Genomic DNA, 25,788 nt, shown 5'->3' with positions numbered 1-25,788 from the left:
AGGCTCCTTCGCACGTCGATCACCAGGCTCCTCCGACCCACTCGGCCGCGGCCGAGCCCTCGAAATACCGCGCAGACACCGCTTGCGTGGCCTGCGAGCAGACCACCTGCAGCCTGGCCATCTGCTCGGTCAGATCGAGGAGGATCTCCTCAGCGGGAAGGAACTCCAGGTTGGCGCGGGCGGCGCCGAGCAGGCGCGTGGCCGGGTCGTCGGGCCGGATCCGCTGATTGCCGGGGCCCAGCTGTGACAGCGAGTCCACCGCCGTGTTGAGGGTGTAGATCAGGGAGCGGGGGAACAGGCGGTCGAGGATGAGGAACTCAGCGGCGTCGCGGTCCGAGGCCAGCGCCCCGTAGCGCTGCACGAACGCGTGGTGGGCCCCGCAGCCGCTGAGCACGTGGTCCCAGGCGCGCGGGGAGTTACCCACCAGCGACGGCGTGGCAAGGAGCCGGGCCGTCATGTCGATGCGCTCGATGCTCCGGCCCAGAGTCAGGAACAGCCAGCCCTCATCGTGGCTCATGGTGCCGTCGGCCAGCCCCGCGATGACGGCGCAGCGCTCCCGGACGAACTTCACCATGGAGGCCGGCCGCATCCGCTGCAGCCTGCCCCCGCGGACGGCCAGCCAGGTGGTGTTGATGGACTCCCACACCTCTGTCGAGACCGTTTCGCGGGCCCGGCGGGCGGACTCGCGCGCGCTGCCCAGCGCGGCGAGGAAGCTGATGGGCGAGTTCTCGTCGTAGCACAGCTCCTGCAGCACGTCCGGCTCGTCGTCCTTGGGTTCCTGGCCCATGAGGAGCAGCAGGTCCCGGGCCGCCTGCGCTGGGTAGACGCCCGGATCGTCGAGGCGCTGGTGCAGGTGCACCTCGACGATGCGGCAGGTGTCCTCCGCCCGCTCCAGGTAGCGCCCGATCCAGAACAGGGAGTCGGCGATCCGGCTCAGCATGGGGCCACCTCCCCGCTCTGCTGCTGCTGTTCGTGTTGGTGTCGGATCACCCGGTTGAGCACCGGCTCGGACATCGGCACCGAGGATGGCCTGCGTGGCGGTGCCGGCGCGAGCGGCGGGGCAACCGGGCGGCCGGAGGTCAGCACCCACGTGTCCTTCGACCCGCCCCCTTGCGACGAGTTGACGATCAGCTCCCCCTCGGGCAGCGCCACGCGGGTGAGTCCGCCTGGCAGCACGAAGATATTGTCTCCGCCGGAGTTGACGACGAACGGGCGCAGGTCAACGTGCCGGGGCTTGAGTTCCCCGTCGATCATGGTGGGCACCGTGGACAGCTGCACCACCGGTTGCGCGATCCAGCCGCGGGCGTCCTTGAGGATCTGGCGACGCAGCTTGTACAGCTCCTCCTGCGTTGCGCGGGGGCCGATCACGATGCCCTTGCCGCCCGAGCCGTCCACCGGCTTGACCACCAGCTCCGCCAGCCGGTCCAGCACCTCCTCGCGGGCGGCAGGGTCCTCGAGCCGCCACGTGTCCACGCTGGCCAGGATGGGCTCCTCACCGAGGTAGAAGCGGATGAGGTCCGGCACATAGGTGTAGACGAGCTTGTCGTCGGCCACACCGTTGCCGACGGCGTTGGCGATGGTCACGTTGCCTGCTCGAGCGGCGTTGAGCAGCCCGGCGCACCCGATGAGGGAGTCCGCCCGGAACACCGCCGGGTCCAGGAACTCGTCGTCGATGCGCCGGTAGATGACGTGCACCGGGCGGAGCCCCCGGGTGGTGCGCAGCGACACGTGGCCACCGTGGGCCACCAGGTCCCGGCCCTCGACCAGCTCGACGCCCATCATGCGGGCCAGCATGGCGTGCTCGAAGTAGGCGGAGTTGTGCACCCCGGGCGTCAGGACCACGACGGTGGGGTCCGCGATGCTCGACGGCGCGGCGGCGCGCAGGGCGGTGAGAAGCTGCGACGGGTAGTCGTCCACCGCCCGGATCCGGTGCTTGGCGGCGATCTCCGGGAGCGCGGCGTGCACGGCGCGGCGGTTGGTCATCACGTAGGACACCCCCGATGGGCTGCGCACGTTGTCCTCCAGGACGCGGAAGATGCCGTCGCGGCCGCGCACCAGGTCGATCCCGGCGATGTGGACCCGCACCCCGTTGGGCGTGGTGACCCCGGCCATAGCGCGGTGGAAGTGGGGGGAGGAGGCCACCACGTGTCGCGGGATCACCCCCTCCACGAAACAGCGACCCTCCGAGTACACGTCGTCGAGGAAGGCGTCCATCGCGCGGACCCGTTGTTTGCTGCCCGCTTCGACGTGGGCGAACTCGTCGGCCTGCAGGATCCGGGGGACGATGTCCAGCGGGAAGGGTCGCTCCTCACCGCCGATGTCGAAAGTCACGCCCTGGTCGATGTAGATGGTGCGCAGGTACTCGGCCCTGGCCCTGACCTCTTCGATGCCGAGCCGGTCCAGACCTTGGGCGATGGTCTGCGCGGCGGCGCGGATGCCGTCGGCGCCGACCATCTCGTCGAAGGCCTCCCCCGGCGGGTAATCGTCGAACAGCGCAGTCATGGGCACAGGTTAGTGGGGCGCAGGCCTCAGGGCACGCCGGATGGGCATCTGTCACACAACCCTTACCTACCTGTTCGCTGACGGACGCTCAGCGGGCCCAGAATCGCAGCCGACCCGTGACGTGGTGCGCCACTAGACTTGCCGGCATGACCAACGAGACCCGCACCGCCTGGGCCTGGGGCCTGGCCACCGTCCACACCACCGGGGCCGTCCTCGACGCCTGGTACCCCGAACCTCGGTTGGGCTCGGCCGTCACCGACGAGCCACCGTCGCTGCTGGCCGAGGCGCAGCAGGTCGACGAGATCCGTCAGGTGGAATCCAAGGTGGTCCGGGTCGAGATCAAACTCGACGACCCGCCGGAGACGGTCGAGGACGCGTTTCTGCGGCTTCACCTGCTCAGCGCCCGCCTCGTCGCCCCGCACGGGCTCAACCTCACCGGCATCTTCGGGGTGCTGCCGAACAACGCGTGGACCACGCGCGGACCGGTCCGGGTGGCCGACGTCAACCGCGTGCGCATGCTGCTGCATGCCCGCGGCGAGCAGCTCACCGTCTACGGCGTGGACAAGTTCCCCCGCATGGTGGACTACGTCACCCCGCTGGGGGTGCGGATCGCGGACGCGGACCGGGTCCGTCTCGGCGCCCACCTCGCGGAGGGCACCACCGTGATGCACGAGGGCTTCGTCAACTTCAACGCGGGCACCTTGGGCACCTCGATGGTAGAGGGCAGGATCTCCTCCGGCGTCGTCGTTGCCGACGGCACGGACGTGGGCGGCGGCGCCTCCATCATGGGCACCCTGTCCGGGGGCGGCCAGCAGGTGATCAGCCTCGGGGAGCGGTGCCTGCTGGGCGCCAACTCCGGTGTGGGTATCTCGCTGGGCCATGACTGCGTGGTGGAGGCGGGCCTCTACCTCACGGCCGGCACCAAGGTCACCCTCGAGGACGGCACCGTCGTCAAGGCACGCGAGCTGTCCGGCCAGGACGACCTGCTGTTCCTGCGGGACTCGGTGACCGGCGCGGTGCGCGCGCGGCACCGTCGTGGCTCCAAGGTCTCGCTGAACTCAGACCTGCACGACAACTGATGCGCAGAAGCCTCATCGCGACCCTCCTCACCGTGGCCCTGCTTGCGGGCCTCGCCTTCGGGGGATGGTCGGCCTACCGCTACGTGCAGAAGCGCCTCACTCCGCAGCAGTGCACCGTCTTCTTCGACGGCGGCAGCACCGTGCTGACGGCGGAGCAGGCGCGCAACGCGTCGATCATCGTCGCGGTCTCAGTCGAGCGTGGCCTGCCCGAGCGGGCGGCGGTGATCGCGCTGGCCACGGCCTACCAGGAATCGGACCTGCGCAACCTGGACTACGGGGACCGGGACTCCCTGGGCCTCTTCCAGCAGCGGCCCTCCTACGGGTGGGGCACCGAGGAGGAGATCCTGGATCCCTGGTATTCGTCGGCCCGGTTCTACGAGGAGCTGGTCAAGTTCGACGGCTGGGAAACCGGAGACATCAACGACGTGGCCCAACAGGTGCAGCGCAGCGGCTTCCCCGAGGCCTACCGCCAGCATGTGGAGAAGGCGACGGGGGTGGCTGGCGCCCTGCGGGGGTCGCGGCAGGAATCCATCGCCTGCCTGAGCTTCGAGGACTCCCCCACCCCGGACCCGACGGCGTTCGAGCGCGTGCTCGCGGCGCTCGGCGGCGGCGTGAGTGTCGCGGCGGAGGGCGGCACGCTCACGGTCACGGCCGCAGACGAGACGTCGCTCTGGGCGGCGGCGCAGCTCGCCATCGCCAACAGCTACGCCGGGGGCCTCACCTCCGTGGTCGTCGCCGACCGCGAGTGGGTCGCCGGCGAGGGCGCCTGGCGAGACGCCGCCGAGCCCGCCGCCCCGGGCACCGCCGTCCTCACCCTCGGCTAGCGATCAGTTACGCCAGGTCCGCCACAGGTCTGCGTACTGCCCGTCGAGCTCGAGGAGCTCGTGGTGGGAGCCGATCTCGACGATGCGCCCGCCGTCGACCACCGCGATCCGGTCAGCGTCGTGGGCGGTGTGCAGGCGGTGGGCGATCGCGATGACCGCCCTCCCGTCGAGCAGCGCCGCCATCGAGCCCTCCAGATGCCTGGCCGACGAGGGGTCGATGAGCGAGGTGGCCTCGTCCAGCACCAGGGTGTGGGGATCGGCGACGATGAGCCGGGCCAGCGCCACCTGCTGCGCCTGGGCGGGGCTGAGGGGCGTCTTGCCGTGACCCAGCTCGGCGTGCAGACCGCCGGGCAGCTTGGAGACCCACCCCCACGCGTCGACGGCTCGCAGCGCCTGCTCCACCTCGCCGTCGGAGGCGGTGGTCTCGCGCGCCAGCACCACATTGTCGCGGACGGACCCGACGAACACGTGGTGCTCCTGCGTGACCAGGGCCACCTCGGTGCGCAACCGGTCCAGCGGGAGGTCCATGACGTCGACTCCGCCGACGGTCACCTCGCCCAAGCGCGGCCGGTTGATGCCCGCCACCAGTCGTCCCAGGGTGGACTTGCCCGAGCCGGAGGGCCCGACGATCGCCAGTCGCTCCCCGGGCCGGAGATCGACGTCGACGCCGTGCAGGACATCGAAGCCGGCCCGATAGCCGAACCGGAGACCGCTGCCGGTGAGCTTGGCGCCGTCGGGCTGGCCATCGCCGGGGGTCCGGTCGTCCTCCACCTGGGCGACGCCGATGAGGCGGGCGGTGGAGACGAGGCCGAGCTGGAGGTGGTCGAGGACCATGATCACCCGGTCGAGCGGCCCCTGGAGCTGTGCCACGTACAGCGCGGCCGTCGTGATCTGGCCGATCGTCACCCAGCCGTTCGCGTGGCCCCAGGTGCCGAGCAGCACCACGCCCACGAGCGGAAGCTGGAACGATGAGTCCACCATGGCGAAGAGCATGTTGCGCAGCGTCATGGTGTAGCGCTCGGCCTGGGCCGACACCTCAGTGTCCTGATCCAGCTGTGCCACGCGCAGGTCCCCCAGCGCCAGCGCCTCGACGGTGCGGGCGCCCTCGACCGTCTCGGTGGTCGTGGCGTTGATGACGGAGTAGGACCGGGACTCGGTGATGTAACCGGCGGTGGCCCGCGAGAGGTAGTAGCGTCCCCCCACCCACATCACCACTGCCGTGAGCAGCATGGGCATGGTCAGGAGCCAGGAGTTCAGCAGCATCGCGACGAGGGTGGCGCCGATGAGGACCACCGACACGATGAGCGTCGGCAACGCCCATCGCGCGGCGGTGGCCATCTTCGACACGTCCGAGGTGATGCGGGTGAGCAGGTCGCCCGAACCGGAGGACTCCACGTGCCCGAGCGGCAGCCGCAGCACGATGCGCACCACCTCCTCGCGGGCAGCCGCGAGGAGGTCGTAGCCCAGGACAGCGGACGCCCATCGCGCCGCGAAGGTCAGCAGGGCCTGTGCCACGATCACTCCCGCGATGATCATCACCAGTGCGGTGAGCCCCGGCACGTCGAGCCGCCCGCCCGTGACCTGGTCGATCAGGCGGCCGAGCATGAAGGGCGCAACCAACCCCGCAGCGGCCGCGGCGCCGTTGAACCCGATCGCCCAGCCGAGCCTGGCCCGGCGGCCCTTCAGCATCCGGCCGAGGAACCCCACGGCCTGGCCCGAGGTGGCCACCGGGAACCCGTGCTCGGGGTTGCGGGCATCGGCGAACACGGCCAGTGCGGTGCTGGTGCGGATGTGGTGTCGCCTGGCCAGCGCGGCCATCCGGGCGCGCAGGCCGGTGCCGCGGGGTACGTCCAGGCCTTCCTGGAGGCGCGGCCCCGACGGCTCGCTGCGCCAGGTGGAGGCGGAGGACTCCGCCAACAGGTGTTCACTCATCGTCATCCTCCATGCCGCGTGCGATGACGCGGTGGTAGTCAGGGTGGGTCCGGAGCTGATCGTGGCTACCCCGGGCGACCTCGCGGCCTCCTGCGAGCACAGCGATCTCGTCGCAGTGGCGCAGCATCAGCGGGGAGGCGGTGACCACCATGGTGGTGCGCCCGCGACGATGCTCGGCCAACCGCTCGGCGATCCGCGCCTCCGTGTGAGCGTCCACCGCAGACGTGGGCTCGACGAGGATGAGGACCTCCGGGTCAAGCACCAGCGCGCGCGCAAGGACGACACGTTGCCGCTGCCCCCCGGACAGACCGCGACCCTTCTCGTCGATCCGGCCCTGCCAGCCCCCCGGCATGGCGTCGTAGATGTCCTCCGCGGAAGCGACGATCAGCGCCCGCTCCGCCTGCTGGCGGCTGTGGGTGCCCCACGGGTCGACGGCGGTCTGAAGGGTGCCCGCGAACAGGCCTGCGCCGGTGTGGGACACGACGACGAGCCTGCGCAGCGCGGCCATGTCGAGGTCCGTGTAATCCACTCCGTCGGCGGTGACGCCCCATGGTCGGGCAGCCAGCTCGGCGTCGGCCTCCGCGCGCCGCGCCCTGGCTGCGAGCCGCTCGCGCCGCGACGCCTTGAGCGCCCGTCCGGTGAGGTCCTCGTCCTCCGACTTCTCGACGGCGGCCTCGGGCAGGTAGCGGCCGAGCCGGTCCGCGAGCGCGGCGGAGGCGTCCGGGTCGGCCGAGACCACCCCGAGCATCCGCCCGGGATGCACGACCACACCGGATTCCTCGTCCCGGAGCACCGGGACACCGGTCAGCTCCTGACCCGAGGCGCGCCAAGGCACATCGGCCCCCAGGAACGACAACGTCTTCTGCGCGGCGACCAGGCCTTGTGCCCACTTTTGCGCAAAATCGAAGAAGGTCTGCATGGGAGAGGTGAGGAAGAGTGCGTACCCGAAGAAGCTGATCAGCTGACCGACGCTGAGCGCCCCCTCCAGCATCTGGCGTGAGCCCAGGTAGACCAGCGCCACCAGGAGGAGGCCCGAGAGCAGGATGCTGATCGCCTCGACAACCGCCTGCCACGTGCCGAGCCGGACCCCCAGCGCACGCACCTTCTGGGACTGGCGCTCGTAGTTGCGGGCGAAGGTGCGCTCCCCGCCGATCCCGCGGAGGATCCGCAGGCCTGTGGCGATGTCCGTGGCCATCGTGGTCAGCGACGAGCTCTCGGTCCGCTCGGCGCTCTGGGCCCTGGTGAGGGGGCGCAGCACCGGGGTCGAGGCGAGCAGAAGCACCGGGGTGGCGACGAGCACGACGGCTCCCAGCGTCGGAGAGGTCGTCAGCATGAGCGCTGAGGCCAGCAGGAAACTGACCGCCGCCGCGATGACATGCCCGAAGGAGTCGATGGTGGCGCCGAACTGGTCGCTGTCCGAGGAGGCCACGCTCAGCACCTCTCCGGTCGGGACGCGGCGGTTGAGGACGTGCCCGAGGTGCACGGACTGCCGCGACACTCGACGCTGGATGCCGTAGATGCCGAGCAACCACATCCGCACGGCGAAGGTGTGGAACATGATGCCGCCGACGACGCCGACCGCGATGACGCCCAGCAGCAACGCGACCCAGCCGAGGGTGGCGGAGCTGTCGCCGCCGACCACGCCGGCGTCGATGGCACGGCCCAGCAGCCAGGGGGTCAGTGCCGCCGGCACCATCCACGACGATGCGGCCAACGTCATGGCAGGCACCACCCAGCCGTAAGAGCGGATCAGCCAGAACAGGAACCGACTGGGAGAGCGCACGTCCGGGCGCGGGTCGGCAGGGATGGCGGGCGGAAAATCGAAGCGCCCGCGCGGCGATGCATGCATGAAGGGGGTCCTGACGTGCGTCGATCAACGACGCGGCAAGGTTGTTGGATGGAGGTGGGGACGCCAGTGCGTCACGAGGGGCTTGTGCCCCGGCGGAGTCAGGTCAGCGGGCGAAGTACGCGCGCGGCCGACCGAGAACCGCAGAGTGGATCAACATCTGCAGCACCTCCTCCGTGTCGACAACAGGGAAACAGTAAGGACATCGCCCGTCCGTGTCAATCCCGAGAGGCCCCCAGGCGCGCGGCTGCCGCCGCGACCCTCTCGTCCGTTCCCGTCAGAGCGACGCGCACATGCCTGGCCGCCGCGACGCCGTAAAAGTCTCCTGGCGCAACCAGGATGCCCCGCTCGGCGAGCCAGGCCACGCTCGCGCGGGAGTCCTCGTCCCGGGTCGCCCACAGGTACAGGGATCCCTCGGAGTGCTCGATCCGGAAACCGGCCGCCTCCAGCGCCGGCTTGAGCGCCGCGCGGCGGGCCAGATAGCGGGCGCGCTGCTCCTCGACGTGGGCCTGGTCCCCCAGCATGGCGACCATCGCGGCCTGGATGGGCGCGGGAACGATCATCCCGAGGTGCTTGCGGGCGGCCACCAGTTGCTGCACCACAGCGGGGTCACCCGCGACGAAGCCCGCGCGGTAGCCGGCGGCGTTGGACCGCTTGGACAGCGAGCCCACCGCGAGCAGGCCGGTGACATCGCCGTCGTTGACGCGCGGGTCCAGCACCGAGAACGGCTCCGCGTCCCACGCGAACTCGCCGTAGCACTCGTCGCTGGCGAGCACCGCGCCGCGCTCCCGCGCAGCCGCCACGAAAGCCCGCATCTCGTCGAGCGACAGGATGCGGCCAGTGGGGTTGGCTGGGGAGTTGATCCAGATCAGCCTGGAGTCCTCGGGGATGCGCGAGGGGTCGTCCAGCGGCACCGCCCGCGACCCTGCGGTCAACGCGCCCACCTCGTAGGTGGGGTAGGCGCATTCGGGGAACACCACCGCGTGGGATGGGCCGAGGTCCAGCAGCGTCGGAAGCCACCCCACCAGCTCCTTCGTGCCGATGACGGGCAACACGCCCTCAACGGGCAGCGCGACGGCCGCCCAACGGCGCTCCAGGTAGTCAAGGATGGCTCGGCGTGTGGCCGGCGCGCCCCACACGGTGGGGTAGCCCGGCGCGTCAGACGCACTCGCCAAGGCCTCCCGCGCCAGGTGGGGCGTGGGGTCCACGGGGGTGCCGACGGACAGGTCGACGAGGCCGTCGGGGTGCGCAGATGCGGCCCGTTTGGCGTCACTCAGCGTGTCCCAGGGGAAGTCCGGAAGCCGGGCCCCGAGGGCCATCACTCGCCCTGGTGCGGGAGCGCCTCGACGATGGGGTGGTCCTTGGGGATCACGCCGAGCTTGGCGGCGCCGCCAGGCGAGCCGATCTCGTCGAAGAACTGCACGTTGACGTCGTAGAACTGCGCCTGATCCTCCGGCACGTCGTCCTCGTAGTAGATGGCCTCGACTGGGCATACAGGCTCGCAGGCGCCGCAGTCCACGCACTCTTCAGGGTGGATGTAGAGCATGCGATTGCCCTCGTAGATACAGTCCACCGGGCACTCCTCAACGCAGGCGCGGTCCTTCAGATCGACACAGGGCAGACCGATGATGTACGTCACGTTTCACTCCTTCAAGGGCGGACGTGGACAGCTTAGCGTGCCGCGCCGGGGGGCGGATGGCTCGTACCGATCCCTCAGCCGCAGGTGATCCGGTCCCCGGCGCTGTACTTCCACGAGTAGTTCTCCCGCTTGACCACCTCTGAGCCCTGGTAGAACAGGCGCTGCCAGGTGACGGTGAAGCCCTGAATCGGGGCCTGCGGCTCACACGGGGTCTCGGTGACCACTCGCTCGGCGCCGGTGTAGAAGCCGGACTTCACCAGTTCGGTGGACTCCACCTTGGTGTAGGTGCGCTGGGACCAGATTCTGAAGGTGATGGTGCCACGGCTTCCCGAGCTCGCCTTCGTCACGCTGCCCTGGATGATTGCCGGGTACTTGGTGTCGTTCCGGAACCTCATGTCCAGGACGCCGTAGTAGATGGTGGCCTCACGGCCCGCCGGGTACCGGTCGAAGTAGAGGCTGTGGGGCTTGTGCTCCACGTCCTCGTACCCGGCGAAGAAGCCGGCGTTGTACAAGGTGGTGGCGGCCTGCGAGATGCCGCCGCCGGCCTCCTTGACCAGCCGCCCACCGTTGATGACGTAGCCATCGACGTAGCCGTTGGCCGCGGTGCGCGGTCCGAGCGTGTCGTTGAGCGAGAAGATCTCGCCGGGGAGAACCACAGTGCCGTTGACGGAGTTTGCGGCCTGGCTGAGGTTGGTGTTGCGGTATGCCGCGTAAGGGAACCGGGTGGAGTATTCGCCGATCACCTCCGTCGGCGCCAAAGCCTCCGCCTCGGCGGTGGTGAACTCGGGCTCTTCGACGGTGACGGTGGCCGCGAAGGTGCGGGCCTCCCCGGTTGCCGTGGCCGCCGTCTTGACGGCCTCGACGAACGCGTCCAACTCCAGGGTCTCCCCCGTCACCGCGGGCACCACGACTGGCGCGCCGGTGGTGAACCGGTACCCGGCGTCCTTGGCTGTGTTCAGGCCCAGCGCCTTCTCCGCGCCCTCCGCCACAGCAGAGAGGGCCTCGCCGTCGATCACCGGCACCAGTTTTCCGTCCGTGACGGTGAACGTGGTCACGCCGGCGATTGCGGCGGGCGCGATCTCCATCGAAGCGGTCTTGTGGGTCACCGTGACGGGCCCACTGAGGATGGGCTCGGCGTAGGCGGTGACGGCCTCGTCGACCATGGCGTCAGTGACGGCCGGGGGCTGTGCGGCGGTGGCCGCCTCGGCGGTGTCCTGGCTGGCCAGGAAGGCGCCCTCGACGGCGTCGGCCGTGGCGTCCACGTCGAGTTGCTGCCCCTCGACCGCCTCGGTGCGCGCCACTTCGCCGTCCGCGAAGGCGAGTGTGGCGTCCACACCGTCGACGGCGAAGCGGTCGGCGACCGCAGCGACACCGTCGGTCAGCGCCTCCTCATCGACGACACGCACCAGCGCGATCTCTTCACCGCCGGCCAGGGTGGCCAGGATCTCGGCCGGGTTCCAGCTGAACCCGCCGCCCGCCTCGCGGACGGTGGCCTCGAAATCTGCCGAGAGCCCGATCGAGGCCGGCTCCAGGGGGACTGACACGTCGCCGGCGGTGAGCGCTATGGGCGCCTCGACCGCCGGGCCGAGCTCGCTGCGGAGCGTCTCGGCCGCCTGCTCCGGAGACATGCCGCCGATGGCCACGCCCTCCACCGACGCCCTGACGGGCACCTGGTTTCCCGCGACGAAGTAGGACGCGACGTAGACGCCACCCAACACCACCACGGCCCCGGTCCCGACACCGATGGCGATCTTTGTCGCTCTCTTCACATCCACCCCTCAGTGGCGGCAGAAAGGCCGCGCAGTACACCATGGTACGAAACCGCCGACGGCAGCCCCAAATGCCGCTACCGCAGGCGCAGGGCCCAGGGGAGGCTGAGCGCCCCGTGACCGTGCAGACCGGCCTGCGCGGCCAGCCCGGCGAGGATGCCCTCCGCGTCAGGAAGACCCATGCCGCCGGCCGCGGCCTCGCTGGAGGTGGCCGGCTTGATCAGCGCGAGCACCCCGGACTCCCCCAGGTGCGTGAGCTTGATCCCGTCGCGATCGAGGCCCGCCAACGCGCAGGCCCGCTCCACCGCGAGCGCCCTACCGCCGATGTGGTCCACCAGGCCCCGCTCCTTGGCGTCTGCCCCGGTCCAGACCCGCCCGCGGGCGAGCGACTCGAGCTGGGCGTACTCCATGCCCCGGTCCTGCGCCGCGAAGGTGGTGAACTCCAGGTAGACGCGGTCGAGCCAGGCGTTGAGGCGCTCCCAGTCCGCGTCGGAGAAGCGGGAGGCGGATGAGAGGAAGCCGGCGCTTTCGCCGATCGGGAGCGCCTCCCGGATCAATCCGAGCTTGTCGTAAAGGCCTTGAGTCACCATCTTGCCGCCCAGGACGCCGATGGAGCCGGTCAGTGTTGAGGCGTGCGCGACGATCTCGTCGGCGGGCATCGACACATAGTACCCCCCGGAGGCGGCCAAGTGGCCCATCTGGGCCACCACCGGCTTGCCCGCCTCACGGAGCCGGAGGACTGACCGCCGGATGAAGTCAGACGCCACCGCCGAACCGCCGGGCGATTCGACGTCGAAGATGACCGCCTTGACGTCATCGTCGCGCAGGGCGGCACGGAGGTGCTCGTCGATCACGTCCGCCCCGGCCTGCTCGCCGCCCAGGGGGCTGCGCTGGCCGCGGCCGGTCACGATGGCGCCGCGGAGGGTGACCACCGCCACCTTGGGCTGGCCCATCCGGAGCTTCCGCTTGAGCGCCGCCTTCGAGGTGTAGCGGTGGGCGAACAGGAGGTGCTCCGGCTCCGCTCCCCAGGCGCCCAGCGTCGCTGCGTAGGCCTCGTCCCGGTAGCCGATCCGATCGATGAGGCCGAGTTCGAGTGCCCGTTCCGGCGTCACCGGGGCTCCGTTGACCCCCTCCCAGACCTGCTCCGCGCTCAGCCCGCGGCGGCGGGCCACCGCGGCGACGATCTCGTCAACCAGCGACTGCCCGAGCCGCTGCACCATCTCGCGGTTGGCCTCGGTGACGTGGTCTGCCGCATAGCTGTCCGCGGCGGTCTTGTACTCGTGGCGCTGCCCGAACTGCGGCTCCACGCCCACTTTCTCCAACAGCCCGCGCATGAGCGTGATGGTGAGCTCCACGCCGTGGATGCTGAGCATGCCGGTGGGCTGCACCCAGACCTCGTCGGCGGCGACGGCGAGCCGGTAGGCGGCGAGGCCGCCGCTGAGCTCGCCGAAGGACTCGGCCCAGGCCACCGTCGGCTTCTTCTCCCCGAAGGCCTCCACCAGGCCCGCGATCTCCTCGACGTGGGCGAGGAGGGTCTGGGAGGGGACCGCATGGACGATGAGGCCCACGACCCGGGGGTCCTCAGCAGCGTCCGCGAGGTGTTGGCGCAGCGCCCCGAGCGTGGCGCTGTTGATGAGTTGGATGGCCTGCATCGGGTTGGTGGGCCTGGTCACCAACACGCCGCGGGCCATGTCGAGTTCCAGCACGATCGTCTTGTCGCCGATGACCTTGCCCACAACGTCCTTGATGCCCATGCCGCCCAGCATAGACGCCGCCGGCGGCGCCCCCTCGGGTGAGGGAGCGCCGCCGGCGGGAGGTGCAGGTGTCCTCGTCAGAGGACCGACTTGGCGGTGGCTACCACGTTGGCGACGGTGAAGCCGAACTCCTCGAAGCACTTGCTGCCCGAGGCCGAGGCCCCGAAGTGCTCGATGCTGACCGAGGCGCCCTTGGCGCCCAGGTACTTCGACCACCCCATGGCGATGCCGGCCTCGATGCTGACCCGCGCGGTGACGGCGGCGGGCAGGACGGACTCCTTGTACTCGGGCGTCTGCTCGTCGAACCATTCCTGGCAGGGCACGGACACCACGCGGGTGGCGATGCCTTCAGCCTGCAGCGCGTCCTGCGAGGCCAGCGCCAGTTCCACCTCGGAGCCGGAGGCCAGCAGGATGACGGCTGCCTCCCCGTCGGCTTCGCTCACCACGTAGGCGCCGTTGGCGACGCCCTCCGCGGAGGCGAACTTCTCGCCGCGCGGGATGGTGCGGAGGTCCTGGCGGGACAGGATGATGCCGGCAGGGCGGTCGGCGCGGCGCAGCACCTCGCCCCACGCAACGGCGGTCTCGTTGGCGTCCGAGGGACGAACGACGTCGAGACCGGGGATGGCGCGCAGCGAGGCGAGGTGCTCGATGGGCTGGTGGGTGGGGCCGTCTTCGCCGACCCCGACCGAATCGTGGCTCCAGACGAAGATCGTCGGGACCTGCATGATGGCGGCGAGACGCACGGCCGGCCGCATGTAGTCCGCGAACACCAGGAAGGTGCCGCCGTAGGCGCGGGTGAGGCCCGAGAGGTTGATGCCGTTGAGGATGCCGCCCATGGCGTGCTCGCGGATGCCGAAGTGAAGCGTCCGGCCGTACTTGTGGCCGGGCCAGTCGTGCGTGGCGCGCTCCTCGGGCAGGAAGCTGGGCTCGCCCTTCATCGTCGTGTTGTTCGAGCCCGCGAGGTCGGCGGAGCCGCCCCACAGCTCGGGCAGCTGGGGCGCCAGGGCCGAGAGCACCTCGCCGGAGGCGGCGCGGGTGGATTTCTTGCCCTCCTCGAACACCGGAAGGCTCAGGTCCTCCGGCAGCTTGCGGGCAGCGGCGCGCTCCAGCAGCGCCACGCGCTCCGGGTTGGCCGCGGACCAGGCCGCGAACTTCTCGTCCCAGGCAGCGCGGGCCGCACGGCCCCGCTCGGCTGCGTTGGCGCGGGCGTAGTCCACGATCGACTGGTCGACCGCGAACGGCTCCTGCTCGAACTTCAGCGCGTCCTTCAGGGCTGCGATCTCGTCGCCGCCGATCTTCGAGCCGTGCACGGCGTGCATGCCCTGCTTGTTGGGCAGCGGCCATCCGATGACGGTGGTCAGCTTGATGAAGCTCGGCTTGTCGGTGACGGCCTTGGCCGCCTCGATGGCCGCATACAGGGCGTCCATGTCCTCGACGTACTCGGTGCCGCCGTTGGTCCAGTCCACGCTCTGCACGTGCCAGCCGTACGCCTCGTAGCGGGCGTTGACGTCCTCGGTGAACGAGATGTCGGTCTCACCCTCGATGGTGATCCGGTTGTCGTCGTAGATGAGGGTGAGGTTGCCCAGGTTCTGGGTGCCGGCCAGGGACGAAGCCTCGGACGAGAGGCCCTCCTGGAGGCAGCCGTCGCCGGCGATGACGTAGATCTGGCGGTCGAACACGGACTCACCCTGGGGCGCCTCCGGGTCGAAGAGACCTCGCTCGCGGCGGGCGGCCATGGCCATCCCGACGGCGTTGGAGATACCGGCGCCGAGGGGGCCGGTGGTGCACTCGACGAACTTGGTGTGGTGGTACTCCGGGTGGCCGGGGGTCTTGGAGCCCCAGGTGCGCAGGGACTTGAGGTCCTCGAGCTCGAGGCCGAGGCCGCCCAGGTACAGCTGCGTGTACTGCGTCAGCGACGCGTGCCCGGCGGACAGGACGAAACGGTCGCGGCCGAGCCACAGGTCGTCGGAGGGGTCCGTGTTCATGACCTTCTGGTAGAGCAGGTAGGCCACCGGTGCCAGCGAGATCGGGGTGCCGGGGTGTCCGTTGCCGACCTTCTCTACGGCGTCGGCTGCGAGGATGCGGGCGGTGTCGACGGCCCGTGTGTCCTGTTCGGTCCACTCAAGAGTCACGTTTTTCGGTTCCTAACTGATCTGCGACGACCGAGCAAGGCGCCGCGCGAATGTGCGTGACCAGACTATCCTGCGCGGTCGCGCGGGCTGCCAGGGTTCCCACCTGTTGCCGTGGCGCGCAGGAAAGGTTGGGCAGATGCTCAGCGCGGGCCCTCGCCGATGACCGGCGGCTCGGCGGACCAGGGGAACACGATCCACTCGTCGGTGTGCTTCCACACGTGGTCCGGCTCGAGGAGTGTCCCGGACTTCGCGTACAGCACCGCGCTGCGCACGTCCGCCCCGAAGCCGCGCAGCAGCTTGATGACCAGGCCGAGCGTGCGGCCAGAGTCCGCCACGTCGTCGACCACAAGGATCCGCTTGCCCGCGATCGAGGCGGTGTCCAGCATGGGCGCCAGCAGGATGGGGTCAGGGAGTGTCTGGTCCACGTCGGTATAGAACTCCACGTTGATCACGTCGGTGAGCTTCACGCCGAGTGCGTAGGTGAGGCCGCCGGCCACCGGCATGCCCCCACGCGCCACGGCCACGATGATCGAGGGCTGGAACCCGGAGTCGGCCACCATGCCGGCGAGCTCACGCTGGGCGGCGCCGAAGCCCTCCCAGGTGAGGATCTCCTTGTGGGCGAGGTTGGTCGCGTCAGCGTGGTAGGCCATGGCGTCCATGCTAACGGGGCCCCTGCGCATCCACGGGAGGCTCAGGGGTGCGCCTCGCCGAGCACCAAGGTGACGAAGACCACGTCCAGCCAGCGGTCGAACTTGCGGCCCACCTGCGGCAGTCGCCCCGACTCGGTGAACCCGAGCTTGCGGTGGAACGTGAGGGACTCCTCATTGGCGCCATCGACCACGCCCACCATGACGTGCACCCCCCGCCCACGGGCGTAGTCGATCAGGGCCAGCATCAGCATCCGGCCGGCCCCCGCGGCGCGACGGCCCGAACGGATGTAGACGCTGTGCTCGACCGTGTGGGCGTAGCCGGCCAGCGGGCGGAACTGCGCATAGCTGGCATACCCGACCACCTCGTCGCCGTCCTCCAGGACCAACACCGGATATCCGGAGGCGGTCAGGCGCTCCCACCAGGCGCGGCGGTCGTCGAGGCTGACGGGATCGAGTGCGTAGGAGGCGGTGGTCCCGACGCCGGCCTCGTTGTAGATGTCGGTGATGGCCGGCAGGTCTCGGGGCTGGGCGGGACGGATCGTCGGCATGAGCCACATCGTATGGGCTCACGGGCGGGTCCCGCGAGGGTAGCGTGGCCGGCATGACCATCCACCAGGTGCACGGGGCGTGGGGACGCGGGAGCCTCACAACGGTGGGCGGCTGCGTGCTGTCGTGGGCACCGTCGGGCCGAGGCGAGGTGCTGTGGATGGCAGAGGAGGCGCAGCCACAGATCGGGTGGATGTGGCACGGCGGCATCCCTGTGTGCGCGCCGTGGTTCGGCACCGGCCGGGGCGAGTTCCCCGTGCCCTACCCGCATGGGCTCGTCGCCCGCGCGCCTTGGGTGCTGGATCTGCTGGAGCAGAGCGACGACGGCGCCCGCGCTGTCCTCACGGTGGAGCCCGCGGCGATCGAGCACCTGCCGAGCGCGGAGCTCTATCCTCCGGACCTCGGCTACCGGCTGGACGTCCACATGGACCGCCACAGGCTCACAGCCGCCCTGGAGGTCTCCAGCCCGACGCGCGACGTGGTGGTGGATGTGGCACTGCACCCGTACTTCGCCGTCGACGCCCGGCGCGCCTCGGTTGAAGGGCTGGAGGGGGTGCCGTTCCGGGACTTCGCGGCCGACGCCAGGCCCACCTCAGAACATGCGCCGATCGCGCTGGGGCGGCACGTGGATCGCGTGTATGTCGGCGCGCCGGCGGTGACGCTCAGTGACCCGGCGGGCAGCATGCGGCTCTCAGCCGACGGAGCGTCCAACGTGATCGTCTGGAACCCAGGCCCCGGCGGCTCGCAGGTCTCCGGCGACCAGTGGTCCGAGTTCGTCTGCGTTGAGTACGGCTGCGTGCAGGGAGACGCGGTGTCGATCCCGGCGGGCGGCCGTCACACCGTTGCCATGCACGTCGAGGTGTGAGCTGTCGAGCGAAGATCTACTTTCCAGGCATGCCCGGCATGCTAGCTCGAACGGCTCGCTGGCTGTGAGGCGCAGGATCGCCTGACCCAGGCCACTTTCCGTTGCCTGAGGTCGAGGAGCGCAGACACGAGCCTCGGAAACGCGAATTGACGATGTCACGTTCCTGGGGCTTCCGGGCCGCGCTCCGCGGCACCTCAGCAAGCGGGACGGCCCCTGGTCTCACCGGCGAAGGGACCAAGCGGTAGGTCTGGTACCGACTGCGACATCAGACCTGCCGAATAGTCGCCGCCGACTGCCATGGACGCACCTAGAAACCAGGGCGTCGCGCCTTCGCGGAACATCCGAGCATCGGGGCACGCCTCCGCGGACAGGGCCACACGCCACCGCCAGGTGCCGAAGCCGAGGGCGCGGAACCGTGCCCACAGTGGCACCCACTGGTCTGCCTCCTGAGCGTGGGAGGCGGCACTGGCGTCCCGCCTCCGCGGACCCTGGGATCCAGTGCTTCTCCACGGCCGGCCTCGCACGCGAGCCGGCTGGTGGAGCCCTGCCCCAGCCGGGTAGTGTCCAGAGGCACACCAAAAAGCGGTGTCGACATCCCTCGATACGGCTCCCGTGTTTTGCCTCGAGCGGGCATCCCAACCTCTTCCAGCTTGGAGGCCCTCGTGAAACAGCCCGGCACCGTCGAGAAGATCTACGAGATCTTGTCCGGGACCTATCCCACCTACGCCGAGTCCGACGACGAGTGGATGACGAACGGGCTGTCCGACAACTCGTTCCGCAGCACCGTGTCGGTCGCGCTGTCGACCATGACCAGCTCGCCGCGCTGCATCAAGGCCGCCGTCGCCCTTTACAAGAAGGTTGACTCGTTCGCCGGGCTGGCCGCGATGGACGACGACGACCTGCGCGAGACGATCCGCTCGGTCGCGCACTACAACCGCAAGACCAAGACTTTGAAGGCGATGGCCCGACAGATCCTCGACGAACACGGCGGTGAGGTCCCCGCGACCCGCGAGGAGCTGATGGCGCTTCCCGGCATCGGCCGCAAGTGCACCGACATTCTGATGAACACCCTGCATGCCGCACCCACCATCGCCGTCGACACCCACGTCAAGCGCCTCGTGCAACGCCTCGGCCTCGTCGACGCCAGCTTGTCCGCGGAGCAGACCGTCGACCCACTCACCGAGGCCACCCCCGTGTGCTACCGCCAGCATGCCCACGAGTGGCTGATCCAGCACGGCATGAAGGTCTGCGTCGCGCGCACCCCCAGGTGCGGCGACTGCCCTCTCACCGCTCAGTGCGACTACTACAGCGCTAGCTGAGCAGGTGAACGCCCGCAACAGGGACGCTGCCGAGGTGCTTGGCCGGGCCGAAGACATAAGCAGGAGAACAACTAGCTCATCTCGGCAGGATCGAACGCGCTGGCTGCGGCAGATCCGGATGGCTTCAGGCGGTCTTGTCCTGGTTGAGTCGGTCGAGGATCCAGGAACGCACCAGGGTCGACGGTGGAAGGTGCTGGGCATCGGCGGCCTGCTGCACCCGGGCCTGCTCGTCTTCGCTGAGCCGGATCGAGTACACCTTCGTCCGGTTCGGGCGGGACGGTCGCGCCCCCTCCGGGTAGTCGTTCTCGCGGGTTCTCTCAGAGTCATCTCGCAGCCGAGCCGCCAGCGCAGGGTCAATTGTCTTTGCCATGTCTAGTTCCCTCTCGATAGAACCTCAGATCGGCACCGGTTGCCGGCCACGCATTGATCCCGTGCAGATCTCCATCAGCGTCTCGGAACGCGATGACCACCAGCACTCTGCCGGCAGCCATGGAGTAGCCGATGAATCGAGAAGCACCCATCCGTGACTTCGGGTCCGGTTCGAACGCTGCGAGGTCGGGGTCATCCATCACCTCCTGCGCCCAGTTCGGTTCGACGCCACCCCCGCCGGGGTAACGGTCGCCGCGATTTCGGATGTACGCCGCGGACTCGTCGTCCCAGTCGAGTTCCTCTCCCACGTCGCCCAGTGTACCTTGCGTCGGACAATGTAGTACGAACCGGGTTCGTGGCATGTCAGGTGCCGGAGGCCATGTAGGCGGCGAGGATGCAGTTGGGATGCCTGTCGAGGTTCTTGCGGGCGCGGTCGTAGCGCATGGTGGTTCTGGGGTCTGCGTGTCGGGCGGCGATCTGAGAGCCGCGACGGTTGAGCAGAATCGGCCCCTCCGCTCGTCCCGCGACGAACCTTGCCACCCTTGCCGTGAACCTTCAGCACGCGGTGACCATGCTCCTCACCGAGGTCTTGGATGTTGGCACCGCATGCTTCGAAGATCCGGAGTCCGAGCAGTCCCAGCATCACCACCAAGGCGAAGTCGTTGACGTTAGCCGACAGCCGTGAGGCGCTGAGCATGGCCTCGAACTGAAGGTGCGAAAGTCCCAGAGTCGGGGACTCCGGCGGCACGTTGGGGCGCCTGACGTAGTCAGCAGGCGAGGCCGCGAGGACTTGGTGTCGATAACGCAGGTGCGATAGAAGCCTGCCATCACCGTGACCCGACGGCTCACGGTCGAGGGCTGGAAGTGTCGCACTTCCTGCATCCAGCGCACATACAACTCGATCTGCGCCCGACTAGCCTCCAACGGCTCCAGCACCCGCTCGCAGCACCACACCAGATACGCGCGAAGGTCCGACTCAGTATGGACTCGGGTCTGCCCACGGTACCGAGCCAAGTACGCGGCCACCGCCCTGACGAGCGGAGCAGTGGCGCGTCGATGAGCACAGGAAACAGCACAGGGTCAGGACTGGTCATGGCCAGATTCTGCGCCGCCAAGCCCCCTACCTACAGTGCGAATCCAATCGCAGCGCACTGAGGGCGGCAGATCCGGATGTCGCAGTCTCGGTGCCATCCGGTGCAACGCACGCAAGCACGCCCCCGGGGTTCCGGTGACGCTAACCCTCGACGTCACCCCGCGGCCGTCACCCTCCGCGCCAGCAACCCGCTGGCCGACCTCGCCGCCCCTGACCGGTCGGGAGCCGGGCTGGGGATCGTGGGCGGCGACGAGCCGGTCGAGCTCGTGGGCGGCTCGGTATGTCACGGCGTCCACGCGCGAGAATTCGTGGTCGAGGCCACGGCCCGGCGGGTGGAGACTCTGATCAGGCTGGGCATCGTCGACGATGATGCGATGGTCCGCACAGGGTTGACGTTCATCCTCGGCGGCGAGGCCGACATTGAGGTGGCTCGGCAGGCTGTCGACGGCGCCGAGGCAAGCTCGGCGTCGACAAACCGCGTGTCAGCCGCCCTGGTCTGATTACCAGTTCGGCGACTGGTTCGCCACCTGAAAGCACGGAAGGTCCCGAGCTGCTGGACGCTGATCATGCCGCCATGTTGCCGTTGATCCGGCCGCGATCGGAAGGCTCGACGTGAGCGATGACCGACCACGCCCGCGACACCGGCTGACCTACGAGGAGTACCTGGTCGCCGGCTAGTGGTCATCACCGTTAGTTCGTCGGGGGGATGGGTGGTTCAGGTGCGTGCAGTGCAAGGCGGAGGAGTGAGGCGATGCGGGGGCATCATCGATCGAGGACAACGATGCAATGTGCGTGCCTGGGCCGGCTAGACCCCTGGCGAACTAACGGTGACGACCACTAGCGCCGGTGTGTCCGTGGACCGCGAGGGCCAGTTGGACGCGGCTGGTGACCCCAAGTTTGTCGAAGATGCGGGCGAGGTGGGTCTTGATCGTCGGCAGTGACAGGAACAGGCGGCCGGCGATCTCGGCGTTGGTGAGCCCGTCAGCGACCAGGCGCGCGATCTCGGCTTCGCGGGCGCTGAGCCCGTCGAGGGGGTCGGACGCCGTGGGCTGCGGTGCGCGCGTGGCGTGCGTCACCAGCCGCTGCAGGACGCTCGGCGAGAACGACATCGTCCCATCGGCGGCCTGCTGGACGGCCGCCACCAGTTCGGCCGGTGGCGTGTGCTTGAGCAGGAAGCCGGAGGCTCCCGCGTCGAGCGCGCGCAGCAGGAAGTCATCGGTGTCGAAGGCCGTGAGCATCACCACGGTCGGCGGGTGGGTTCGCGCGCGGATGGTGCGGGTGGCCTCGACACCGTCGCACCGCGGCATCCGGACGTCCATGAGTACCACGTGGGGGTGCAGATCGGCGACGCGCGCGGCGGCGTCCAGCCCGTCGGCGGCCTCACCGACCACGGCAATGCCGCCGGCCCCGTCGAGGATCATCCGCAGTCCGGCCCTGATCAGCGGCTCGTCGTCGACGAGCAGCACCCGGATCTGGGTCAGGCCCATGGCAACCATGCGTCCACCCGGAAAGCGCCTGCGTCGGGTGTGGCGGTGAAGCGGCCTCCGATCAGGGCCATCCGTTCGGTCAGCCCGGCCAGCCCCAGACCGGACCCGGGGGCGTCCGCCGGGGTGGCCGGCAGCGGGTTGCTCACCGAGACGTGGACGCCGCTGTCGGGCGCTCCCGTGATCGTGACCGTGACGGGCTGGCCGGGGGCGTGCTTGACGGCGTTGGTGAGGGATTCCTGGACGAGGCGGTAGAGGTGTCCGATCGCGGCCGGGACGGGTTCGCCGGGGCCGATGTCGAGGATCAGGTGGACGGGGCTCCCGGGGGTGTTGGCGGTGTCGACGAGCGTGCCCACGTCGTCGAGGGTGGGCGCGGGGGAGGTGCCCTCCGAGGGCGGGCGGAGGACGGCCAGCACCGCACCGAGTTCGTCCGCAGCGTTCTCCGCGGCCGACCTGATCACCCCGGCCGCCTCGCGGGCGGCGGCGGGGTCGAGGTCGTCGCGGTACTCCAGGGCGCCCGCGTGCAGCGAAATCAGGGCCAGGCGGTGCGACAACGAATCGTGCATCTCGCGGGCGATGCGCGTGCGTTCGGCCTCGCGGGCCTGCAGCAGGCGTGCGGCCTGTTCCCGCCGGGCCAGAACGGCCTCCTGGTGCAGCGAGCGCCACAAGGCGCGCCGGCTGCCGCGGTAGAGGCCGAACAACACCAGGATCGCGATCAGCAGGGCGATCCCGATGGCCTCCTCGGACGCCGTCAGCGTGTTCGCCCCCGGTGGGACGATCAACCACCGGCCCACCGCGTACGCGACACCGAAGGCGACCACGGTCACGAGGATCGGCGGCCAGCGACGGCGTCCGGCGATCGACACCAACACGATCGCGGCCCCCAGCCCCGCCCCGTCAGAGACGCCCGCCAGCGCGATGATCACCAAGGCGTAGCGCAGCACCCGGCGTTCGCGTTCCTCATCCGGCGCCTCCACGAAGCTCGGCGCCCGGTCCAGAACCTTCGGCAACAGCACTTGGGAAGCGACGAGGCCGGCCAGGTTCACCAGCATCGCGGCCGGGCCAAGCCACCCACCCAGCGGCGAGTCCAGATACCCGGGCAGAGCGATCACCATCCCCAGCATCGAGAACACCGCGACCGCGACCAGGAACACCACGCTCCCCTCCCGCAGCCCTCGGGGCACGGAGGCAGCAGGCGCGGGTTGAACGGTCACCGCGCCACCCTAGGCCAGCCGGCGGTGCGAGCGGTGTCGACCGACGGTATGAATCGGAGACCATCCCTTCGGCTCCCGGAGGCACCCGGCCGACCGATACCGCCTTCGGAGTGCCGCCCGACACGATGAGCCCATGACGATCTCCACCACTATTCGCGACACGCCCACCCCCGCTCCGGCGGCCTCGGCCTCTCCTCTTCCCCGCTACCACCGGCTCGCCCGCGCCGAGGCGAACTATCGGTGGTGGCGCCCCCTGGTCACCCTCTTAGCGGCGTCGGTGTCCTACCTCGCCCTGATCCTGCTGGTCCTCACCGGGATAGTCGCCGCCGTGCTGATCAACCCGGCGCTCGAGGCGTCACTAGGCCTGGTGGATGAGCAGACCGACCTGTACAACCCGTACCAGTTCCTGGCGCTGATGGTCACGCTGATCCTGCTGATCCCCGCGGTGATGATCGGCGTGGCCGCCGGACGCCGCCCCGTCGGCACACTCCTGTCCGTCGCTGGACGCCTGCGCACCGGCCTGCTGCTCCGCTCGCTGGCGATCTGCCTCGGCGTGTACCTTGCCGTCCAGTTGGGGTACCTCACTGTGGGCTGGGTCGCCGGCGAGCCGATCACGCCCTCGTGGCACCCGTACAGCGGGTGGCTGATCGCCGGGGCGCTCCTGATCGTGCCCCTCCAGGCCGCCGCCGAGGAGTTTGCGTTCCGCGCGCTGCCCTTGCAGGTGTTCGGCGCTTGGCTCCGCAACCCGTGGTGGGGCATCCTGCTACCCCTCCCCCTGTTCGTCGTCGGACACGCCTACAACCCGCCCGGCATGATCGGCGTGGCCGGCTTCGCGGTGGCGGCGGGTGTGCTGGTGTGGCGCACCGGCGGCCTCGAAGCGGCCATCGTGCTGCACGCGGTGAACAACTCCCTAGGCTTCGTGTTCGGCGCCATCGGCTGGGGCGACCTCAACGCCACCGACGTGACCACCCTCGACGCCGCGGTCTCCCTGGCGACCGTCGCCGTCTGCACCACGCTCATCCTGTGGGTCGACTCGCTCAGGTGACGCGGGCCGATTTACGGCGGTGAGTGATCTCGTGCTGAAGCGCCCGTGCCACCTGGCTACTGCTGCATGAAGAGAACCCACGAGGTGCGGTGGATGAGTGCCTTTCCAGTTGCTGCCAGGAGTGGTGCGCTCGACGCATGCCACACTGCTGTGTATGGCGAACACGCGAGCCGTAGCGCAGTTGGTCCTAGGCGGCATCGGTGCCGCTCTCACTGCTTCAGGCATCATCACCTTCGCAATGACGGCGCCGGGACCGAGCTCCTTCGGGTGGTTCGCCTACGCCCCTCTAGCGGACCAACCGTGGTCCACCACCATGGTGCTGCAGCCCGGACAAGTCTGGGGCTTAGCCCTGGTCTTCGCCGGCTCGCTCGTCGTGAGCGGAGTTGCCGGTTTTCAACTGGGGCTACGTCGTCGTCAGTGATCGCGAAAGGGCAGTCGCGACGGAAGCGTGGTGCGCGCGGCCGGCAGGTGAAGGAGTCCCAGGGTGATGCGATTCATCGTCGAGCTGATCGTCGGCGTCGCCCTGGCGGCGATCGTCACGGCGGCCATCATGGTCACGATGTTCTACTTCGGCCCGTGGGCCGATCCACCGGGGATGGACGAACTGTGGTGGCTGTTGGCGACCGCGGCGGTCCTGCTCGCGTCTGGACGATGGTGGGCACGCCGACGAGCTCCTTGATTGACCGAGGAACTCCACCCACCGCGGCAAGAGCGGATGTTCGCGCTTCACCAACTCCAGCTCAGGTGGAATCGTCTGGTGCCCGGTTCACGCGTCGTGCGGCGGTTCAGCAGGCGGGGCGAGCTGGATCGGCCGGGTCGAACGGGCCGGTCGGCGGGTCGGAGGCGGCTGTCAGGCCCGCCGGGGCGCCGGATTGATGGCGTCCCCGGACCAGCTCATGTTGTCGTCCACACCAACCTCGAACGCCTCAAGAGCGGGATCGGCGAGAACGACGTCCGCGACCGCGCGCTCGCAGCCGAGCAGCGTGAAGCCGAAGTCGATCTCGGTGGCCAGACACCAGACGTGGTCGTCCGGCCATACGAGGTTCGCCGACTGCCCGAAGCTCTCGTCCTCGACCCACGTCTCGTGCGCGGCCAGGGGCGCCCGGAACAGGTGGTAGCGCCGGTGCGGCAGGGCCAACACCGGCTCGGCACCCCCCGGGACCCGGCTCGGCACCGGGACCTCGTAGGTCATCAGATCGGGGTGGTGCGCCTCGACCGCGCCGCCTCCCCAGAACCCGTAGCCCTCCCACACCGCGTAGGTCACGTCCCCAGACGCCTGCAGGTGCGCGACCAGCGCGTCGTGGTCGGGGCGCGGGAGATGGCCATCCGGCGGCCACAGGTTCGGGTGGCGCAGGGTGTCGAACATGTGGCTCCACTGCGCCAGGGGATGCAGGACGCGTCCATTGGACGCCGCGATCTCCCGCCAGCGGCGTCCGTCCGGCAGGGGGTGCAGGACCCGCACATACGCCGCGAAGCCCGTCGGCACCATGGCACCCACCGGAACCCCAGCCGGTCCCCACGGCAGCAGCCGGGGCGCGAGCCAAGCCGACAGGGCGGCGTCCGTCGTGTGGCGAGGCAGGGCCATACCGCAAGGGTAAGGCCGTAGCGCCCCACTCCTGATGTGCGGGAACGGGGCCACCCGCTCGTTGCGGACAGCGTTCAACACGAAGGCATACCGCGCTGCGGCAAGCGGAGCCGACACACGACCCTCGCGCAACCCGCGGCA

At 69.7% G+C, this 25,788-nt stretch carries 24 protein-coding genes; 7 read left to right on the top strand and 17 right to left on the bottom strand.

All coding sequences use genetic code 11. The features are described 5' to 3' along the window. Positions 1–19 precede the first annotated feature (19 nt). Positions 20–940 (bottom strand): alpha-E domain-containing protein, encoded by a 921-nt coding sequence (locus tag ACZK39_RS06975; RefSeq protein ID WP_182800799.1) that lies wholly within the window; start codon positions 938–940, stop codon positions 20–22. Next, positions 934–2,502 (bottom strand): circularly permuted type 2 ATP-grasp protein, encoded by a 1,569-nt coding sequence (locus ACZK39_RS06970; RefSeq protein WP_459054835.1) that lies wholly within the window; start codon positions 2,500–2,502, stop codon positions 934–936. The genes ACZK39_RS06975 and ACZK39_RS06970 overlap by 7 nt, the downstream gene beginning before the upstream one ends. 146 nt (positions 2,503–2,648) lie before the next feature. Between ACZK39_RS06970 and dapD the strand changes: the two genes are divergently transcribed. Further along, on the top strand, positions 2,649–3,581 hold the full coding sequence (dapD, locus tag ACZK39_RS06965; protein WP_182784543.1) for a 2,3,4,5-tetrahydropyridine-2,6-dicarboxylate N-succinyltransferase: 933 nt from the start codon (positions 2,649–2,651) through the stop codon (positions 3,579–3,581). Next, the gene (locus ACZK39_RS06960; RefSeq protein WP_182800800.1) at positions 3,581–4,405 is read left to right on the top strand and encodes a hypothetical protein; all 825 of its coding nucleotides are present in this window, start codon (positions 3,581–3,583) and stop codon (positions 4,403–4,405) included. The genes dapD and ACZK39_RS06960 overlap by 1 nt, the downstream gene beginning before the upstream one ends. A gap of 3 nt (positions 4,406–4,408) precedes the next feature. Here the strand turns inward: ACZK39_RS06960 and ACZK39_RS06955 are convergent, their stop codons facing one another. From ACZK39_RS06955 to ACZK39_RS06915, 9 genes are all read right to left on the bottom strand, one after another. Next, positions 4,409–6,337 carry an ABC transporter ATP-binding protein gene (locus ACZK39_RS06955; RefSeq protein WP_182800801.1) on the bottom strand — a complete coding sequence of 643 codons (1,929 nt, stop codon included), beginning with the start codon at positions 6,335–6,337 and terminating at the stop codon, positions 4,409–4,411. Continuing rightward, positions 6,330–8,186, bottom strand: coding sequence for an ABC transporter transmembrane domain-containing protein (locus ACZK39_RS06950; protein ID WP_182784548.1), 1,857 nt, complete (start codon positions 8,184–8,186; stop codon positions 6,330–6,332). Before ACZK39_RS06950 ends, ACZK39_RS06955 begins: the two co-directional genes overlap by 8 nt. Positions 8,187–8,401: 215 nt before the next feature. Beyond that, positions 8,402–9,502 (bottom strand): succinyldiaminopimelate transaminase, encoded by a 1,101-nt coding sequence (gene dapC, locus ACZK39_RS06945; protein WP_459054836.1) that lies wholly within the window; start codon positions 9,500–9,502, stop codon positions 8,402–8,404. Then, positions 9,502–9,822, bottom strand: a complete 321-nt coding sequence (gene fdxA / locus ACZK39_RS06940) for a ferredoxin (RefSeq protein ID WP_182784552.1) — start codon at positions 9,820–9,822, stop codon at positions 9,502–9,504. The genes dapC and fdxA overlap by 1 nt, the downstream gene beginning before the upstream one ends. Before the next feature lie 74 nt (positions 9,823–9,896). Beyond that, on the bottom strand, positions 9,897–11,591 hold the full coding sequence (locus tag ACZK39_RS06935) for a VanW family protein (protein WP_459054837.1): 1,695 nt from the start codon (positions 11,589–11,591) through the stop codon (positions 9,897–9,899). A 77-nt stretch (positions 11,592–11,668) separates the two neighbouring features. Continuing rightward, entirely contained in the window at positions 11,669–13,345 is a 1,677-nt protein-coding gene (locus ACZK39_RS06930) for a S49 family peptidase (protein WP_459054838.1), read from the bottom strand. 77 nt (positions 13,346–13,422) lie between these two features. Further along, positions 13,423–15,477, bottom strand: a complete 2,055-nt coding sequence (tkt, locus tag ACZK39_RS06925) for a transketolase (RefSeq protein ID WP_182784559.1) — start codon at positions 15,475–15,477, stop codon at positions 13,423–13,425. Positions 15,478–15,617: 140 nt separating this feature from the next. Continuing rightward, the gene (locus ACZK39_RS06920) at positions 15,618–16,127 is read right to left on the bottom strand and encodes a phosphoribosyltransferase (protein ID WP_182784561.1); all 510 of its coding nucleotides are present in this window, start codon (positions 16,125–16,127) and stop codon (positions 15,618–15,620) included. A 41-nt stretch (positions 16,128–16,168) separates the two neighbouring features. Further along, the gene (locus tag ACZK39_RS06915; RefSeq protein WP_220491074.1) at positions 16,169–16,675 is read right to left on the bottom strand and encodes a GNAT family N-acetyltransferase; all 507 of its coding nucleotides are present in this window, start codon (positions 16,673–16,675) and stop codon (positions 16,169–16,171) included. Between the two features lie 53 nt (positions 16,676–16,728). Here ACZK39_RS06915 and ACZK39_RS06910 point away from each other — a divergent pair, with 53 nt between their 5' ends. Both ACZK39_RS06910 and ACZK39_RS06905 read left to right on the top strand, forming a co-directional pair. Beyond that, entirely contained in the window at positions 16,729–17,538 is an 810-nt protein-coding gene (locus ACZK39_RS06910) for an aldose epimerase family protein (protein ID WP_459054839.1), read from the top strand. A 662-nt stretch (positions 17,539–18,200) separates the two neighbouring features. Further along, the gene (locus ACZK39_RS06905; protein ID WP_459054840.1) at positions 18,201–18,857 is read left to right on the top strand and encodes an endonuclease III domain-containing protein; all 657 of its coding nucleotides are present in this window, start codon (positions 18,201–18,203) and stop codon (positions 18,855–18,857) included. Positions 18,858–18,981: 124 nt separating this feature from the next. Here the strand turns inward: ACZK39_RS06905 and ACZK39_RS06900 are convergent, their stop codons facing one another. The 3 genes from ACZK39_RS06900 to ACZK39_RS06890 are packed head-to-tail and all read right to left on the bottom strand — an operon-like array spanning position 18,982 to position 19,766. Further along, entirely contained in the window at positions 18,982–19,227 is a 246-nt protein-coding gene (locus ACZK39_RS06900) for a YlcI/YnfO family protein (RefSeq protein WP_182784575.1), read from the bottom strand. Then, positions 19,211–19,534, bottom strand: a complete 324-nt coding sequence (locus tag ACZK39_RS06895) for a hypothetical protein (protein WP_459054841.1) — start codon at positions 19,532–19,534, stop codon at positions 19,211–19,213. Before ACZK39_RS06895 ends, ACZK39_RS06900 begins: the two co-directional genes overlap by 17 nt. 55 nt (positions 19,535–19,589) lie before the next feature. Then, positions 19,590–19,766, bottom strand: a complete 177-nt coding sequence (locus ACZK39_RS06890) for a hypothetical protein (RefSeq protein ID WP_459054842.1) — start codon at positions 19,764–19,766, stop codon at positions 19,590–19,592. A gap of 654 nt (positions 19,767–20,420) precedes the next feature. Between ACZK39_RS06890 and ACZK39_RS06885 the strand changes: the two genes are divergently transcribed. Further along, positions 20,421–20,819 (top strand): helix-turn-helix domain-containing protein, encoded by a 399-nt coding sequence (locus tag ACZK39_RS06885; RefSeq protein ID WP_459054843.1) that lies wholly within the window; start codon positions 20,421–20,423, stop codon positions 20,817–20,819. Positions 20,820–21,140: 321 nt separating this feature from the next. On the opposite strand, the gene ACZK39_RS06880 is transcribed toward ACZK39_RS06885, so the two are convergent. Further along, positions 21,141–21,806: a response regulator gene (locus tag ACZK39_RS06880; protein ID WP_459054844.1), complete on the bottom strand. Its 666-nt coding sequence runs from the start codon at positions 21,804–21,806 to the stop codon at positions 21,141–21,143. After that, complete coding sequence (locus ACZK39_RS06875) at positions 21,797–23,017, bottom strand: sensor histidine kinase (RefSeq protein WP_459054845.1); 1,221 nt, start codon at positions 23,015–23,017, stop codon at positions 21,797–21,799. Before ACZK39_RS06875 ends, ACZK39_RS06880 begins: the two co-directional genes overlap by 10 nt. A gap of 133 nt (positions 23,018–23,150) precedes the next feature. Here ACZK39_RS06875 and ACZK39_RS06870 point away from each other — a divergent pair, with 133 nt between their 5' ends. Both ACZK39_RS06870 and ACZK39_RS06865 read left to right on the top strand, forming a co-directional pair. Then, positions 23,151–24,062, top strand: a complete 912-nt coding sequence (locus ACZK39_RS06870) for a CPBP family intramembrane glutamic endopeptidase (protein ID WP_459054846.1) — start codon at positions 23,151–23,153, stop codon at positions 24,060–24,062. A gap of 484 nt (positions 24,063–24,546) precedes the next feature. After that, on the top strand, positions 24,547–24,741 hold the full coding sequence (locus ACZK39_RS06865; protein WP_182798548.1) for a hypothetical protein: 195 nt from the start codon (positions 24,547–24,549) through the stop codon (positions 24,739–24,741). A 171-nt stretch (positions 24,742–24,912) separates the two neighbouring features. On the opposite strand, the gene ACZK39_RS06860 is transcribed toward ACZK39_RS06865, so the two are convergent. Then, positions 24,913–25,647 (bottom strand): hypothetical protein, encoded by a 735-nt coding sequence (locus tag ACZK39_RS06860; protein ID WP_344676232.1) that lies wholly within the window; start codon positions 25,645–25,647, stop codon positions 24,913–24,915. Positions 25,648–25,788: the final 141 nt, after the last annotated feature.

Source organism: Tessaracoccus luoxuelianae (assembly GCF_055326245.1).
Note: the sequence above shows the minus strand (reverse complement) of the source record. Positions and strands in the feature narration are given on the sequence as shown.